This is a genomic window from Streptomyces sp. NPDC005574 (genome assembly GCF_040605435.1).
Taxonomy (GTDB): domain Bacteria; phylum Actinomycetota; class Actinomycetes; order Streptomycetales; family Streptomycetaceae; genus Streptomyces.
The window spans coordinates 1-15,891 of the sequence record NZ_JBEXCW010000135.1; the positions used below are offsets into that span (position 1 = coordinate 1).

18 protein-coding genes are annotated in these 15,891 nt (G+C 71.3%); 1 reads left to right on the forward strand and 17 read right to left on the reverse strand.

Annotated elements, in window-relative coordinates; translation table 11 throughout:
• The 17 genes from ABZT03_RS39780 to ABZT03_RS39860 form a co-directional block, all read right to left on the reverse strand.
• Nucleotides 1-103: biotin carboxylase N-terminal domain-containing protein (locus ABZT03_RS39780; RefSeq protein ID WP_356048529.1), on the reverse strand; the 103-nt coding region annotated here is incomplete at its 3' end.
• A gap of 1 nt (nt 104) precedes the next feature.
• The gene (locus tag ABZT03_RS39785) at nt 105-683 is read right to left on the reverse strand and encodes a flavin reductase family protein (RefSeq protein WP_356048502.1); all 579 of its coding nucleotides are present in this window, start codon (nt 681-683) and stop codon (nt 105-107) included.
• Between the two features lie 48 nt (nt 684-731).
• A complete protein-coding gene (locus ABZT03_RS39790; protein ID WP_356048531.1) occupies nt 732-2,390 on the reverse strand; it encodes an FAD-dependent monooxygenase in 1,659 nt (552 codons plus the stop codon).
• Between the two features lie 226 nt (nt 2,391-2,616).
• Nucleotides 2,617-3,543: a MarR family winged helix-turn-helix transcriptional regulator gene (locus ABZT03_RS39795; protein ID WP_356048503.1), complete on the reverse strand. Its 927-nt coding sequence runs from the start codon at nt 3,541-3,543 to the stop codon at nt 2,617-2,619.
• Nucleotides 3,544-3,644: 101 nt separating this feature from the next.
• On the reverse strand, nt 3,645-4,703 hold the full coding sequence (locus ABZT03_RS39800) for a methyltransferase (RefSeq protein ID WP_356048504.1): 1,059 nt from the start codon (nt 4,701-4,703) through the stop codon (nt 3,645-3,647).
• Between the two features lie 142 nt (nt 4,704-4,845).
• Nucleotides 4,846-6,288, reverse strand: a complete 1,443-nt coding sequence (locus ABZT03_RS39805; RefSeq protein WP_356048506.1) for an MFS transporter — start codon at nt 6,286-6,288, stop codon at nt 4,846-4,848.
• Between the two features lie 147 nt (nt 6,289-6,435).
• Nucleotides 6,436-7,092, reverse strand: a complete 657-nt coding sequence (locus ABZT03_RS39810) for a hemerythrin domain-containing protein (protein ID WP_356048508.1) — start codon at nt 7,090-7,092, stop codon at nt 6,436-6,438.
• Between the two features lie 127 nt (nt 7,093-7,219).
• Nucleotides 7,220-8,533 (reverse strand): cation:proton antiporter, encoded by a 1,314-nt coding sequence (locus tag ABZT03_RS39815; protein WP_356048510.1) that lies wholly within the window; start codon nt 8,531-8,533, stop codon nt 7,220-7,222.
• 69 nt (nt 8,534-8,602) lie between these two features.
• Nucleotides 8,603-9,187, reverse strand: a complete 585-nt coding sequence (locus ABZT03_RS39820; protein ID WP_356048511.1) for an NAD(P)H-dependent oxidoreductase — start codon at nt 9,185-9,187, stop codon at nt 8,603-8,605.
• The gene (locus tag ABZT03_RS39825; RefSeq protein ID WP_356048512.1) at nt 9,184-9,588 is read right to left on the reverse strand and encodes a nitroreductase family deazaflavin-dependent oxidoreductase; all 405 of its coding nucleotides are present in this window, start codon (nt 9,586-9,588) and stop codon (nt 9,184-9,186) included. The genes ABZT03_RS39820 and ABZT03_RS39825 overlap by 4 nt, the downstream gene beginning before the upstream one ends.
• 241 nt (nt 9,589-9,829) lie before the next feature.
• Nucleotides 9,830-10,300, reverse strand: coding sequence for an ester cyclase (locus ABZT03_RS39830; RefSeq protein ID WP_356048514.1), 471 nt, complete (start codon nt 10,298-10,300; stop codon nt 9,830-9,832).
• 3 nt (nt 10,301-10,303) lie between these two features.
• On the reverse strand, nt 10,304-10,855 hold the full coding sequence (locus ABZT03_RS39835; RefSeq protein ID WP_356048515.1) for a nuclear transport factor 2 family protein: 552 nt from the start codon (nt 10,853-10,855) through the stop codon (nt 10,304-10,306).
• Nucleotides 10,852-11,223, reverse strand: a complete 372-nt coding sequence (locus tag ABZT03_RS39840) for a dehydrogenase (protein WP_356048517.1) — start codon at nt 11,221-11,223, stop codon at nt 10,852-10,854. Before ABZT03_RS39840 ends, ABZT03_RS39835 begins: the two co-directional genes overlap by 4 nt.
• A gap of 462 nt (nt 11,224-11,685) precedes the next feature.
• Nucleotides 11,686-11,952 (reverse strand): transcriptional regulator, encoded by a 267-nt coding sequence (locus ABZT03_RS39845; RefSeq protein WP_356048519.1) that lies wholly within the window; start codon nt 11,950-11,952, stop codon nt 11,686-11,688.
• On the reverse strand, nt 11,952-12,491 hold the full coding sequence (locus ABZT03_RS39850; protein WP_356048521.1) for a hypothetical protein: 540 nt from the start codon (nt 12,489-12,491) through the stop codon (nt 11,952-11,954). Before ABZT03_RS39850 ends, ABZT03_RS39845 begins: the two co-directional genes overlap by 1 nt.
• Nucleotides 12,492-12,754: 263 nt before the next feature.
• Nucleotides 12,755-13,438 carry a response regulator transcription factor gene (locus tag ABZT03_RS39855; protein ID WP_356048523.1) on the reverse strand — a complete coding sequence of 228 codons (684 nt, stop codon included), beginning with the start codon at nt 13,436-13,438 and terminating at the stop codon, nt 12,755-12,757.
• Complete coding sequence (locus ABZT03_RS39860) at nt 13,425-14,426, reverse strand: ATP-binding protein (RefSeq protein WP_356048525.1); 1,002 nt, start codon at nt 14,424-14,426, stop codon at nt 13,425-13,427. The genes ABZT03_RS39855 and ABZT03_RS39860 overlap by 14 nt, the downstream gene beginning before the upstream one ends.
• Before the next feature lie 331 nt (nt 14,427-14,757).
• On the opposite strand from ABZT03_RS39860, the gene ABZT03_RS39865 reads away from it, so the two are divergent.
• Nucleotides 14,758-15,705, forward strand: a complete 948-nt coding sequence (locus tag ABZT03_RS39865) for a response regulator transcription factor (protein ID WP_356048527.1) — start codon at nt 14,758-14,760, stop codon at nt 15,703-15,705.
• The last annotated feature ends 186 nt before the right edge of the window (nt 15,706-15,891 follow it).

Here is a 15,891-nt window from a genome sequence, read left to right on the forward strand (position 1 = left end):
CCGGATCGGCGTATACGGCCACACTCGCGATCCCCGCGTCCCGGCACGCCCGGGCCACACGGACAGCGATTTCGCCACGGTTGGCGATGAGCACCCTGTGCATGTCAGGACGCCCGTCTGGCCGGAGTCCCGGACTCCTGCGCCTGGTTGAAGCGGCCGGCCGCCGCCTCCAGCGCGCCCAGGGACCCGTCGAAGAAGATCAGCGGCTCCCGGCCGTGGTCCGGGACGCCCAGCTCGACGACCTCGCCGACGACGATCTCGTGGTCGCCGCCCGCGTGGATGTCGACGGTCGTACAGGTCAGGTACGCCAGTGCCTCGGTCAGCACCGGCAGCCCGCCGTCGGTGAAGTGGTGCGGCACGCCGGTGAACCCCTCGGGCCGGCGTCCCGCGAAGGACCGGGCCAGCTTCTCCTGCCGGCCGGACAGGAAGTTCACGGTGAACCCGCCGCTGTCCTCCAGCACCGTGTGCAGCCGCGACTGCTTGTGCAGGCAGAACAGGACGAGCGGCGGGTCCAGCGACACGGAGGTGAAGGAGTTGACGGTCGTGCCCTCCGCTCGTCCCTCCGGCCCGGTGGTGATGACCGTGACGCCGGTCGTGAACAGGCCGCACACGCGGCGCAGGGTCGGTGCTTCGATCGGCTGTCGCTCGTGGGTGTGAATCAGCGAGCGCGCTGCTGCTGACATGCGCATCCCTTTCGTGACGGGGTTCAAAGACGTGCCGCGCGCCGGGCTTCAGAGAAGTTTGCGGACCTTCGCGCCGGCCTTGACGATGCCGAGCAGGAACTCCCGGCCGACGCTGTTCATCTCCGGCGGGGCCTGGACGGAGGCCCAGTACAGGAAGCGGGCCATGGTCGCCGTGGACGGGTAGATGAATCGTTTGTTCTCGTCCTTCCAGCCGAAGACCGGATTGACGATGGGCGAGTCGCCGAGCAGCTTGAAGACGGCGTCGGCGGCCTCGTCGCCGGTCAGCGCGCCCGCCTCGTACTTCTCGCAGGTCTCGGCGGCCGACTCCAGGAGGATCTTGAACTGGTCGCTCTGCGGCCACCACAGACCCGGGTACCGCGTCTCCTCCAGCTCCTGGAAGTGGCGCGGGTCCCCGTCCCGGAGGTGCTTGAGGCGGGCGCGCGTCAGCCGCATGGTGCCGGGGGTGATGAAGGAGCCCCAGACCCGGAAGACCGCGTTCCAGAGCCGGAAGTGCGAGAAGGCGATGAAGGAGCTGTTGACCAGCTCGTCGTTGTACTGGAGCAGGCCCTGCTCCAGTCGCTCGACGTAGGCGAAGCGCTCAGCGGAGAAGTCCCCGTCCCCGAGGGCCGCCACCAGGCGCGAGGTGAGCGCGTCGACGACCTCGAAGGTGTTGGACAGGCCGCGGGAGAACAGCGGGTCGAGGAAGCCGGCCGCGTGCGACATCAGGCACCAGCGGTCACCGATGGTCTGCTTCGACGAGTACTGCAGCCGGTCCGTGGAGATCCACTCCCGGATCCGGCTGGCGCCGTCGAACTGCCGCTTGACCGCGGGGTACTTGTCCAGGAACTGCTGGAACTCCTGCTCCGGGGTGAGGTCCGCCGGTTTGGGGTAGGTGCGCTCGTCGATGGTCAGGCCCACGCTGCACAGCGGGTTGCGCGACTTCGGGTGGTTGTCGAACGGGATGATCCAGAACCAGCCGCGCTCGATGAGGTGGTGCATGGTGCCGGTGTGCCAGTCGGCCGGCGGGCGCAGGTCCTTGGGGTGCCCGCTGACGTCGTCGAAGGGCTTGACGCCGACGTAGTGGGTGAACATCGACCGCGAGTGGTGCTTGAAACGGGCCGGCTTGTCGCGCAGGTCGAACTTGTCGGCGAGCGGCGAGCGGAAGCCGGACGCGTCCACCAGGTACTTCCCGCGGTAGAACTCGGGCTGCGCGCCGGGGGCGGCGCTGCGGCCGGTGACGGTCACGCCGTCCTCGTCGAAGTCGACGGCGGCGGCCCGCCAGTTCTGCCGGGGCACGCAGCCGTACTTCACGGCCACGTGGAACATGAAGGCGTCGCTGTCCTGGCGGAACATGTGGCTGTTCTGCAGGAAGATCTTGGGCAGGGCCAGCTGGGTCGCCTCGCGCGGGTCGGGTTCCCGGCCCACCTCGTGCTTCATGAAGCCGAAGTGCGCCTTGGTGCCGAAGGTCGGGGCGATGTCCCGGGTGGACTGCTGGACGCTGGCCAGGCTCTTGAGTTCGGGGATGTCGTGGCGCTCGGAGAGGATGTGGATCCATTCGACGAGCTGCGGAGTCATCGACTCACCGATGGCGAAGCGGGGGTGGGCGGCGGCGTCGACCAGCAGGACCCGGGCACCGTTCTTCGCCATGATCGTGCCGGTCACGGAACCGGCCAGGCCGGAACCGAGAATGATGACGTCGAACGTCATGTCGTCGGCTATGTCCGCCGGCCCCGTCGTACCGGACGGCTCCGCCGGTTCCGTCGCGCCTTCGTTCCTCTTCGCGACCATGAGCTGTCTCCTTCGTCAGGTGCGGTCCACAGCGAAAAAGTGCATGAGAAAAGGGCCCTCCATTTCTTTCCGGAGAGCCCTTGAAAAAGGCGTGAATCAACCGCTGGCTAAAGCGTGACAGAATCGCGCCGGAGCGTCAACCCCTTTACTGCGCGGGGGAATTGACTACCGCGGAATGATCGGAGAGCGAGCCGGCGGGCCCGGAATGCGTTTCGGCCAGCAGCTTTCCCAGCAGCGACCGGAGTTCGTCCTCGCCGCCGGGCCCGAGCATGGCCGCCACGTCCGCGGCCAGGGAGTCCACCGCCCCGGCCACCGCGCGGAGTTCGTCCCGGCCCGGGCCGGTCAGCTCCAGGGCGTACCGGCGCCGGTCGCGCGGGTCCCGGCCGCGGCGCACCAGGCCGCCCCTGACCAGCTCGTCCACCATCTGGGAGACGGCTGGTCCGGTCACGGCGAGGTACTCCGCGAGCCGCTGCTGCGAACACGGTCCGAACGTGTCGAGGGCGGACAGCGGCCCGTAGTGGCGCACCCGCAGGCCGGTGCCGGCCAGCTTGTCGTCGCCGTGTCTGCGCAGCCGGTGGTGGGCCTGCGCCACCAGGTACTCGGTGCCCCGCACCAGCGGCCGCGCCGACTCCGGGAGGAGCCTGCCGAGCAGGGCGTCGAGCCGGGTCCGCTCCTCGGGTGTGAGGACGGCGGTCAGCCGGGCGTCGCGCCCGGCCACCGCCCGGCGCCGGGTCTCCAGGGCGCCGCGCCCATGGTCCGTCAGGGACAGCACGTACTGGCGCCGGTTGCCGGGGTTGCGGGTGCGCCGGACCTCGCCGCGCGCCTCCAGCCGGTCGATGACCGCGACCATGACGGTGCGGTTGATCCCCAGGCGTTCGGCCAGGTCGAGCTGGGACTCCCAGTCGCGGCCGGTGAGCGCGGCCAGGACCAGGAACTCCCGCGGGTCGGAGCCCGTGCCGTCGGCGCTCGCGGCGAACTGCGCGTGGACGCGGCGCAGGAGGTAGCTGATGAAGTCCGTGAGGGTCTCCGGCAGAACGCCCGGTACCTCGGCGATCTCCTCGGTCCGCGTCACGGGACCCCGCACGCCTGCGCGCTCGCGCCGCACCACAGCACCTCCTGCCAGTTCGTACGGGCGGTACGCGCGGCCCGGGGGTGCGCGCACCGCCTCCGGATTCAGTGCGCCCGGCCCTCGGGCACGAGCTCGACGATCGACCGGACGGCGGTGGCCTGGCCGTCGGCGCGGTGCACCCCGGCAACTTCCAGACCCGCGGCCCGGGCCAGCCGGGCGAGCTCGTCCAGCGGACGTTCCAGGCCGCCGTAGTAGGCGAGCATCCGCAGGTCCATGCCGGTGTCGGCGGTCTCCGCGGTCTCCTCGATCACGAACACGCGGCCGTCCCCGCCGGCCACGGCGGCGGCGCAGCGCTCCAGGATGCGCAGGGCGTCCTTGTCGGGCCAGTTGTGCAGGACGGAGGAGAGGAGGTAGCCGCCACCGCCGGCGGGCAGCTCCTCGAAGAAGCTGGCGCCGACGACCTGGGCGCGGTCGCCGAGACCCGCCGCACGCAGGTGACGGGCCGCTCGCGCGGCGGTGCCCGGCAGGTCGACGACCGCGCCGCGCAGGGTCGGGTGGGCCGCCAGCAGGCCCGCGAGCAGGACGCCGTTGCCGCCGCCGAGGTCGTAGACGAAGCCGAGCGCCGACCAGTCGTAGGCGGCGGCGATGGAGCGGGCGTCGCGGGCGACGTTGTCGGCCATGGCCCGGTCGAAGGACCGCGCGAGGTCCGGGTCGGTCTCCAGGTCGTCCCAGTAGGGCAGGCCGTAGCGGACCGGGTAGGCCGGGTCGCCGGTGCGCACCACGTGCGGCAGCTCCACGAGGGACAGGTCGCCGCGCCCGATGGCGCCGTTGAGGTCGATGAGCTGGAGCTGGCCGCTCGGGTGGTCGGAGCGCAGGCCCTGGCCCAGCTCCGTCAGCCCGTACGACCCGCCGTGCGCGGTCAGTACGCCGACGGTGACCAGGTGGCGCAGCACCCGCTCCAGCGGCTGGACGCGCAGCCCCTCGGCCCGCGCGATGTCGTACGCGGTGACCCGGCCGTCGGTGATGTGGTCGGCGACGCGGTGCGTCGCGGCCACCCGCACGGCCATGGGGGTGACCAGGTCGGCCAGATGCCACAACCCCAGCGGGCGGGGGCCGGGTTCGGGCCGGTCGGGCCGGGGGCTCGTGGACTCGGGTTGTGCCATCTCGGGTCGCCTCTTTTCGGGAGTGGGGGTTCCGAGGGCTTCGCGGAGGGGGCAGGCGGGTGGGGCGCCGGCGGCGGCCCCACCCGGGGCGGGGCCGCCGTGTCGTGCGTCGTGCGGTGCGCGGTGTCGCGTGCGCCGTAGCTCAGTGCTGCTGCGGGGCCGTCGCCGGGATCATCACCACGGCGGCCAGCAGGGCCAGCAGGTACAGGCCCGCACCGAGCAGGAAGCCGTAGGAGTATCCGCTGGTCAGCGCCTCGGAGACGTTGCCCGGCAGCTTGCTCTCGGTGATGTGCTGCGCGGTCGCGGCGAGCAGCGCCAGACCGATGGCACCGCCGATCTGCTGGGCGGTGTTCACCAGACCCGACGCGGCACCGGTGTCCTGCGGCGCCACACCGCGCACGCTGATCACGGTGACCGTCACGAAGACCAGACCCAGTCCGAGGCCGGAGACCAGCTGCGCGGGCAGCAGGGCGACCAGCGCGTTCTGTCCCGGCGCCAGGAAACTGAACCAGACCATGCCCGCGATCCCCACGACCAGACCGGCCACGATGACCGTCCGCTCGGAGAGCTTCGCCAGGAGCTGCGGGCCGATACCGCCGGCCGCGAGACCGATGCCCACCGCGAAGGGCAGGTACGCCAGCCCCGTGACCATCGGCTCGTAGCCCTTGACGATCTGCATGTACAGGGTGAGGAAGTAGAAGGTGGCGAGCATGCCCGCCCCCATCAGGAACATGATCAGGTTGGCGCCTGCCCGGCCCTTGTCGGCCAGCACGCTCCCGGGGATCATCGGCGCGCGGCTGGCCCGCTGGATCAGGACGAACGCGACCAGCAGGACGACCGCCGCCGCCAGGCCGACCAGGGTGACGGTGTCACCGATGCCCTCCGAGCCGGCTCGGTTGATGGCGTAGACGAGTGCGCCGAAGCCGAAGGTGGCGGTGAACGCGCCCGGCACGTCGACCTTGCCGCGCTCGCGCTCGCCCTCGACGAGGACCCCGGTGCCGATCAGGACCAGGACGGCGATCGGCACGTTGACGTACATCACCCAGCGCCAGTTCAGGTACTCGGTGAGCGCGCCGCCGAGCAGCAGGCCGACCACGGAGCCGAGTCCGCCCATCGCGCCGTACACGCCGAGCGCCTTGTTGCGGGCGGGGCCCGCCGGGAACGTCGTCGCCAGCAGGGACAGCGCGGTCGGCGCGGCGATGGCGGCGCCCAGGCCCTGCAGCACGCGGGCCGAGATCAGCAGCTCGCCGTTGCCGGCGAGGCCGCCGAGCAGCGAGGCACCGGTGAACAGGACCAGGCCGACCCGGAACATCCGGCGGCGGCCGAAGAGGTCACCGGCGCGGCCGCCGGCCAGCAGCAGTCCGCCGAAGGCCAGGGCGTACGCGGTGACGATCCAGCCGAGGGCGGACTCGCTCAGCCCGAGCGCGCTCTGCATGCTCGGCAGGGCGACCGCCACGATGGTGTTGTCGAGGACGAGCATCAGCTGTGCTGCCGCGATGACCAGCAGCGCGAGGCCCAGCTTGCCGCCCTGTCCGGGCGGTGCCGACGCCTCCGGTACGGCTTCGGTTCGGTCTTGCAGCGACATGAGCTCTCTCCGATGTCTCTGGTGATGGGGGACGTGACCGGGGCGGGGAAGGGCTCCGGGGGGTGCTGCGGGGGCGGAACACCCCCCGGAGGCGTGGGCGGGCCCGGGACCCGGCTCAGGCCGGGCGCGGCCCTGGTTCGGGAGGGGTCAGTGGACCGAGCTGGTCCTCGTGCCCCAGATGTCGAGGGCGTCGTACGCCGCTCGCCATTGCGAGTCGTAGGCGTTGCGCAGCGGCTCGGGCATCTTGCCGAGGATGTGGGCGAACTTCGCCGCGTCGATGTCGTCGAGCAGCCAGGGCAGGTAGCGGACGGAGTCCTCGCCCACCCGCGTGCGCTGCTCCGCGCTGAAGGCCGCCCACTGCTCCTGGCTCAGCGTGATGTCCATGAGCTGGAGGGCGTCGCGCTCCTCGTGGTCCAGGTGGGCGCCGAGGCTCGTGTACAGCGTGTCGACCAGCCCGCCCAGGCGCTCGGCGCCGGAGTCGCGGTCGGCGAGCGCCGCGTCGATGTCCGCGAGCAGCGGGTCGATCACCGCGTGCTCGGCCTCCATCGCGTCGAGCAGGGCGATCTCGGCGGGCCTGCCGGCCAGCGCCTCCTGCATCACGGGCCACACCGTGACGTCCTCCGACGTGTGGTGGATGGTCAGGAACTTCTTGAACAGCTCCCAGCCGACGGCGGTACTCAGGACGTGACGGGGGTCCTCGTCCACCCGCGCGGTGATCCGCGCGATGCGCTCCAGTTCGCGCCGGAGGGCGTCGTGGATGGCGAACATCATCGTCATGTCGAGGTTCTTGAAGTCCTGGCTCATCGCTGTCTCCCTCGGTGCTCTGCGTCACTCGACAGTATCGTCAACACGCTTATCTATCAAGCGCTATAACTAACAAGACCCGAACCATCAGGGGGTTACCTGATGGTTCGGCTGACAGAAGCGCAGGTCAGCGGGTCGCCGTCGGTTGCAGAGCGGATTTCTGTGTCCCGTCAACCTCCGCCACCACGGCCGGATCGACGGCTTCCAGGTCGCCCTCCCGCCGGCGGATCAGACTCAGCGCGGGCGCGGTCGCGGCCGTGGTGACCAGGGCCATCAGCACGAGCATCGTGAACAGCCCGGGGCCGATGACGCCCAGGCCGAGCCCGATGTTCAGCACCACCAGCTCGGTCAGCCCCCGGCAGTTCATGAGCGCGCCGATCGACATCGCGTCGGTCCAGCGCTGGCCCGACAAGCGCGCCGCGACGGAACCCCCGCCCCACTTGCCGAGCACCGCCACCGCCAGCACGGCGCCCAGCCACAGCCACTGCCGGCCCTGGCCGGCCAGCAGCGCCATGTCCGTCTTCAGGCCCGTGCTCACGAAGAACAGCGGCAGCAGCACCGGCACCGTGAAGGCCCGTAGCCGCGCCGCCGTCACCTCCACCACCCGGCTGCCGCGCGGTGTGACCACCCCGAACACGAACGCCCCGAACAGCGCGTGCACCCCGATCCGGTCGGTGGCCAGCGCGCTCAGGCACAGCCCGCTGAACAGCACGACCAGCACCACGCTCTCGCCGTACGCCCGCTCCGCCCGCGCCACCCAGCGGGCCAGCAGCGGACGTACGGCGTAGTACATGAACAGCGTGAACGCGACCGCGTACAGGGCCGTCGTGAGCGCCTCCGTGGGCGAGTCGCTCTTCGTCACCGCCACGACGGCCGCCAGCAGGCACCACGCCGTCACGTCGTCCACGGCCGCGCACGCCATGGCCAGCGCACCGACCCTGGTCCGGTACAGGCCCCGGTCGGTGAGGATGCGGGCCAGCACCGGGAACGCGGTGATGCTCATCGACACCGCGATGAACAGCACGAACGGCAGCCGGTCCACGCCGTCGGGCGCGAACGTGCCGTACATGCCGAGGGCGAGGAGCGTGCCGAGGGCCAGCGGCAGCGCGATGCTCACCTGCGAGACCACCACCGCGGTGCGGCTGTGGCCGCGCAGCGAGCCCAGGTCCAGTTCCAGGCCCACCAGGAACATGAAGGCGAGCAGGCCGAGGTTGCCGAGCGCGCCGACGTACGGCAGCACGGACTGCGGGAAGAGCCAGGTCTGCGCGTCGGGCCACAGCCAGCCCAGCAGCGAGGGGCCGAGCAGGATGCCGACGGCTATCTCGCCGACCACCGGTGGCTGGCCGAGCCGGCGCACCAGCTGCGCGCCGGCCCGGCAGGCGAGGATCACCACCGGGAGGGCCGTCAGCAGGTCGGGCAGGGGGTCGGATACAGCTGCCATCGCGTCTCCTTGAGGGTGGGAGGTGCAGGGGATGCGGGCGCGGGTGGGTGCCGGCGGTGCGGGGCCGGCTCAGGTTCCGTAGGGGCGGACCGCCTTGGCCTCGCGCAGCGCGCGGGCCCACCACAGCAGCTGGTCGAGCATGAGCTTGGCGGCGGCCTCCGCGCCCTCGGCGTCGGCGGGGAAGCGTCCCTCGGCGTCGTAGTGGTCGAGGATCCGCGGGAAGGCGACGATGTCCTTCATCCCCACGCAGTGGAACTCGGCGAAGATCTGCCGCAGGTGCTCCACGGCCCGGACTCCGCCCGCCATGCTGAGTCCGTAGCTGACGAAGCCGACGGGCTTCGCCAGCCACTCGGACTGGAAACTGTCGATGAGCGTCTTCAGCGGGCCCGGGACGCTGCGGTTGTACTCCGGTACGACCAGGACGTAGGCCTCCGCCCCGGCGATCCGGGGCCTCAGCGCGGCGGTCGCCGCGTGCCCCGGGTCGAGGTCCGCCGGCAGCAGGGCGTCGGCCACGTCCACGACGTCGACCGCGAGGTCGTCGCGCCGGCCGGCCACCTCCCGGAACCAGCCCGCGACGTCCGGGGCGAGCCGGCCGTCGCGGGCGGACCCGACGACGAGCGCCACCTCGATCGGCCGCCGCACGGAACCGTTCATCGGCCGGCCGCCGGCGCCGGCGCCTTCACCGGCGTCAGCGCGATGAACTCCGTCGCGTCGACGCGCGACAGGATGCGGCGGGTGAGCGCCGGCATCTTCGTCGTACCGTCGTCGGTGAACACCGTCGGGTGGGTGACCTGGACCCGGCGACCGCGCGTGGTGATCTCGCAACCGCCCGCCGCCAGCACGTTCTTGACCCAGTCCGAGCCCGGCCCGTACGGCAGCGTGATGATGATGTCCTCGCCGCGCCGGAACAGCTTCACCGGCGTGGTGAACTCGCGTCCGGACTTCCGGCCACGGTGGTGGACCCGTCCGAAGCCGGGCATCCGGCTGAACAGCGGGCCCACGAGGTGGTTGGCGAACCGCCGGTTGAAGCGGGCCACCTTGCGGTCTATCGGCACGATCACTCCTTCTGCGGGGCGGGTGGGGTGGATCGGGGTGGGGCGCGGGGTGGTCCGGGGCGTGCGGGTGCGCGAGCGTGCGCGCGGGTGCCTTCGGCCGGGTGGGGGCCGCGACGGGGGTGCCGTCCTCGGAGCGGCGCGGAGCGGTCGCTCACCGGCGCACCGGTGTTCCGGCCGTACCGGCCGCTGCCGGCGGACACCCCCGTCACGTCACTCGCCGCCCTACGCGGCTGTCCCTCCGTCAGGCCGCCGGCTTCGCCGCCGCCGGGGTGAGCGGGCCGGCCGGCTTGCCGCCCGACTGGAGGAAGCGCTGGAGGGTGAAGTTGTCCACCAGACCCCAGCGTTCGGCGATCCTGTCGCCCTCGAAGCGGAACCAGATGATCGCCTGGTGCTGGACCTGGAGACCCGTCGGCGCGATCCCGATGAACGGGCCGGTGTGCTTGCCGTGCATCACCCAGCGGATCGCGGCCTTGTCGCCGTCCGAGATGAAGTCGAGGATCTCGTACTTGATCTCGCTGAACGCGGACTGCTGGATCCGGATGGTGTGCTTGAACGCCTCCGGGCCGCGCATCGAGTCGTCGTGGCTGCCGTGGTTGCGGAAGTCGGCGGTCAGGTAGCGGTCGGCGGCCGACAGGTCACCGAGGTCCAGGCCCTCGTGGAAGACCTTCTCGACCAGTTCCCGCTGCTGCTCGCCGGTGAGTGTGGTGGCCATGCGTCAGTTCTCCTTCACTGGGGTGGATACGGTGTTTCCGCGGGTGTCGAGCGTTCTGGTGTCGACCCGGGTCACGCCCTTGGGCACGGAGCCGGTGGTCCACACGATCCGCAGCCGCAGACTGTCGAGGCGCCAGCCCTCGGGCGTACGCCGTGCCGTGCCCGTGAACCGGCCGCCGAGCTGGAAGTACTCGGACGGGTCGGGGGGCAGGGGTGAGGCGAAGTGCACGTGGGAGGCGATGAGACTCCAGGTCAGGTCGGCCCGGTCGCCGTCGGCCTCGACCGAACTGTCGGAGCCGTGGTGGTGCGTACGGCCCCAGCGCGCCATGATCTGCGCGGTGAAACCGTCGACGCCGGCGATGCCCTGGTGGCTGCCCACCGGGAAGGCCATCTCGACGTCCTCGGTGAACAGCGACCTGGCCCAGGTCTCGTCGAAGGTGCCCTCGTCGAGGCTGGCGAGGTAGCGGTCCACGAGCTTGCCCAGCGCGGCGAGGTCGGACAGTCGGCCCACCTCCGCGGCCAGGGCCTTCAGTTCGGCGGCCTCCGGCTGCGTCATGACAACCGGCGTCCCTCGGTGCGGGCCTCGGTCGCGTAGATCAGGGAGTCGTCGGCCGCGTAGATGATCGCCTTGCCGGCGCCGGTGAACTTCTCGCCGTCGTGCTCGGCGGAGAACTCGATCCGTATGTAGGCGGCTCGCTTGCCGGTGGGGCTGATCTGGGTGAAGTCCGGGTTGAAGTCCTCGCGGACGGAGAAGTCGAAGCTCTGGTCGCCGGTGGCGGCCCAGGAGCCGGTGCCGGTGCTCTTGCTCGTGGTGACCGAGAGCGAACCGTCCGGCTCGAAGGTGGCGGTGTAGACGTCCACCTCACCGTCGTGCGCGACCTCACCCGTCCACTGACCGACAGGGCTCTTGGCAGAAACAGACATCGACCACACTTCCTCGGGTCGGGGCGAAAAGGAGACAGAAAAAAATCCGCACCGTCGCGGAAAGGCCGACGGTTGCGGATGTGGATCCGGATCCGCAGGTGGAACCGGTCGTGGATGTGGATCCGGGGGCAGATCCGGATTCGGTTGCGGATCCGGAGAATTGCGCCGCCCTGGAGATCATCCACATGGTGGGGGCGTCAGGGCATGGAGGCGCCGGGAAAAGTGTGACACCGATTCATGCGATCGGTCAAGACGGGAAAAAGCCCCCTGCGGCCGTCCTGGAGACGGGCGCCGCAAGGGGCTTTCCTCGTGCTGGTGAATTCCGGCCCGTGCAGATGCCCGTCGCCGGTTGGTGGTCGCGCGTTGGATGGTTGCGCATTGCTGGTTACGCGTTTGCTGGCCGTGCGTTTGCTGGCCGCGCATTTGCCGGTGCGCGTTGCTGGTCGAGTGATCACATTGCTGTTATTCGGTTCTGCTTTGCTCGGTCGAATTCTCTCGGTCCGGCGTCGACTGTCTCGACGGTGACGGTGACTGTGACCGCCGCTGCGGTTGTGGGTGTGCCGGGTGGGTCAGGACCAGGAGTTCGTCCAGGTCGTACTCCGCTCGCTGCGGGCCGCCGTACCGGGTGATCCTTCCTCGGCTCGCCCACTTGCGGATCGTCGCCTCGGACACCCCCATCGCCAGAGCCGCCAGCTCGGTCGGCACGGTACGTCGGCGCGCGCCCCGCATCAGGCGGCCCCCTCCGCCATCCGGCCCGCCACCAGCAGCCACTGCCGCGGTGGCAGCGCGTGTCCCGTGTCGCACGAGACATGGCCCGGGTCGGTCACCCCGTCCGAGCGGACGACTCCGTGCAGCGTGCCCGCGCAGCCGGGTCGCACGCACGGGCCCAGCGGGAACCTGCGTGCCTGTCCCGGGCCGAACAGCCCGCCGAACTCGCCCAGCAGCTCACGGACTTCCTCGTCGAAGTCCACCGCCGCCGGGTGGCCGGAGATCCACCCCACCTGCTGCCGCAGGAACGGCACCAGGTCGGTCACCTCCCGCTCACGCGGCCGGGGCACCTCGCTGCCCCGCTCCTCCACGACGAGCCGCGCCCACGACGCCAGCACCTCGGTCATCCGGGCGCGCATGTCCACGGCCCGTTCGTCGAGCACGATGCCGACCGCGTCCCGGCTGCCGCTGACCCGCTCGCGCAGCCGGGGCCGCGTCGTCGTGAGGGCGTGGTCGCTCTCACGGAACAGCTCCAGCAGGGTGCGCAGTTCACCGTGCAACCGCTCGACGCACCTGGCGCAGATCCGACCGCACCGCGTCGCGCAGTCCCTGCCTGTGTGCCTGTCCGGAAGTTCCTGAACCCTGTGCACCTGGACCCCCCAATCCCTGTGGCTTCTGGTGGTTTCCTCCATCCTCGCCAGGCGCCCCGCACGCTTCAACACACGCCGGTTCAGAGCTTCGCCAGACTTCCGCAGCTGTGTCAGACAACCGTCAGCCCCGTGTCAGACGTCCGGAATCCGCCCCCGTGGGCCGGGCCGCTCGGTCACTCCGGGGGCGGCCCGCCCTGGCGGTCCTCCCCCGCCGGTGGGGGCGTGATCAGCGAGGCCGCCTGGGCCTTGTTCACGGCGTCCATCCGGGAGACGGCGCCGAGCTTGCCGTAGATGTTGCGCAGGTGCCGCTTCACCGTGCCCTCGGCGATCGCCAGCCGGCGCGCTATCTGCGAGTTGCTCAGCGCCTGGCCCGCGAGCGTCAGCACCTCCCGCTCCCGTATCGACAGGACCTCGACCGGCCGCGGGCCGGAGATCAGGCTCTGTTGGGACAGCGACAGCACCACGTGACCGGTGCGGCGCTCCACCGTGACGCTGCGGATCGCCGACAGCAGCTCCTGCCGCGTGGACCCCTTCACCAGGTACGCCCCCGCGCCCAGCCCCAGCAGTTCCCTCGCCAGCGCGATGTCGTCGTGCACCGTGAGGACGACCACCTGGGGGCGCGGAGTCAGCCGGACCAGGCGCGACAGCACCTCCCGTACGCCGGGGCCGGGCATCTCCACGTCCAGGAGCACCACGTCGGGCCGCGACTCGGCGGTGACCCGGCAGGTCTCCTCCCCGCGGTGGGCCTCCCCCACCACCTCGAAGCCGCCCGAGGCCGCGAGGATCTCCCCGATGCCCTCGCGGAACAGCGTGTGGTCGTCGGCGAGGACGATCCGGACCGGTCTACCGGGCAGCACGAGGTCCTCCTCTCAGCGGCACCCGCACCAGGACCCGCGTGCCTGCGCGCGTCCCCGGCCCGGACTCCACGGTGAGGCTGCCGCCCAGGAGTTCGGTCCGTTCCCGCATCGAGACCAGGCCGCCTCCGCCGTACGACAGACCCGCCCGCGGGTCGAACCCGTGGCCGTCGTCCTCGATCCGGGCCTCGATCCGTTCGGCCAGCACCTCGACCGACACCGTGACGCGCGACGCCTTCGCGTGCCGTACGGCGTTGCGCTGGGCCTCCCGCACGATCATGAAGAGTTCCCGGGCCGCCGGGTCGGACAGGGACTCCTCGCCGCGCACCTCGATCCGCACCCGGGGCCCCTCCTTGGCCGTCGGGTCGGCGCCCGTCCTGTCGAGGTCCCGCAGCAGTGCGGCGCGCAGCGGCCGTACGGCCCCCGCCGCGCCGGCCGCCGCCATGCCGGTCGCCGCCATGCCGGTCTCCCTCGTCTCCGCGGTCCGGCGCAGCTGCGCCATCACCGCGCGTAGCGCCGTCAGGGACTCCCGCACCGATTCACGTGCTCCGTCGAGGCGTTCCAGCGCCGTGCCGGGCCGGGCCGTGCGGTGCAGGTCGTACAGCTCGAAGCAGTTGAGTGCCACCGTCAGCCGTCCCGCCACCTCGTCGTGCAGTTCCCGCGCCGCCGCCGAGGAGACCGCCGACACCGTGTGCCGGTGCAGCAGGGTCAGCAGCCGTACGCCGTCCTGCGCGGCCACCGGTTCGGCGGACAGCACCCGGCCCACCGCCTCGAACAGGACGGCCGCCGTCCGCTCGGTCACGGCCACCGGCCGCGGTCCGGTTCCGGCCCCGCCCCCGGGACGGCCTCGATCATTTTTCCTACCGTCCAACTGGTTTCCGCATAACCGCAGTTCACCGATGACGTGCTGCAGGAGCAGCCGCGCGGAGTCCAGTTCCCTCTCCTCGCAGGACTTCAGCACGTGCTCCATCCGGTGTTCCAGTACGTCCACGGCCGCACTGCGCGCGCTTCCCTGTGACGACACCCCGCCACCCCCTGGTGACCAGCGAACTCCCCAGCCCTGCACTGATCTTGGCTGCTCGGAGAGTACCGCCTCCGGAGGGCCCGGCAGGTCTTCGGAACCGGTCGGGGCACTGCCGGGTACCTCTGCGATACCCCGTTGGAGGCATGGTCGGGTACCCCGATCGAGACACCTGCCCCATGTCACTTGAGAACCGGTCGACCGACTTGTTAGACTTCCAAGAAGATACCGTTCGACCAGTTTTTTAAGGATCGTGCGGGACCGCTCCGCGTACGCGGGCACCAGCGCCGGGAGACACCGGATGAAGAGCGTTCTGATCGTCGAGCACGACGACGGCGTGGCCGAGGCCCTCGCGCAGACCCTGACCGTGCACGGTTACACGCCCCAGCGCACCGACAGCGGCATCGCCGCCCTCGACCTGCTGGACGGCGTACGACTCGTCCTGCTCGGGCTCACGCTGCCCGACCTCGCCGGGCACGAGGTGTGCCGCCGCATCCGCGAGCGGTCCTGCGTGCCCGTCATCGCACTGAGCGAACCGACCGACGAACTCGACGAGCTGGACCGCGTGTTGGCCCTGCATCTGGGCGCCGACGACGTCGTCGCCAAGCCGTTCGGCCGGTTCGAGCTGATGGCACGCGTGCAGGCGGTGTTACGGCGGGCCGGCTCCTGCCCCTGGCACGAGCGGGCACTCGCCGGCACCCCGCCGCACGGCGCCCCGGTCCCGGGTACGCGGGAGGGCGGGGATGCGCCGGGTTCCGCGCGGTGGACCGACAGCGCCCTCGTCGCCGCCACCGCCGACGGCGCGCTCGCCCCGGACCTCGGCACGGCACCGCTCCGGCCACGGGCACTGACGCCGGCGCAGGCGGAGACCCGCGCGCGGAGCCACCCGGTCACCGCCGAGTCGGTCATGGTGATGGCCCTCGACATCGGCCACACCGGCTCCGGTCGCCTGACCGCCGGCCCCCTGCTGCTGGACCCGCGCATCCGCAAGGTCTTCCTGGACGGCGAGGAAGTCCGCATCACCCGCAAGGAGTTCGACCTGCTCGCCATGCTCATCCAGGACCCCGGCACGGTGATGAAGCGGCAGGAGATCATGGCCCGCGTCTGGGACGAGAACTGGTTCGGCTCCACCCGTACCCTCGACGTCCACGTGGGTTCCCTGCGCGGCAAGCTCGGCAGCGCCGAGTGGATCGAGACCGTGCGCGGAGTCGGGTACCGGCTCACCGTGCCGCTCGCACACGGACGTTGAGGGACGCGGCCCGAGGAGCAGGGCCGCCGCGTGTGAACGGCGTCGACCGGCAGGTCACCGGCCGGCGGCGCGCCGAAGCCCGGAAGCCGGTGCCGCGACCGTGTCCGGACGAGACGATCGTCGTCGATGACGGCGGCACAGATGGCAGCTGCGTCCTACTGGAACGGGCGAAGTGGCGGGCCTGCG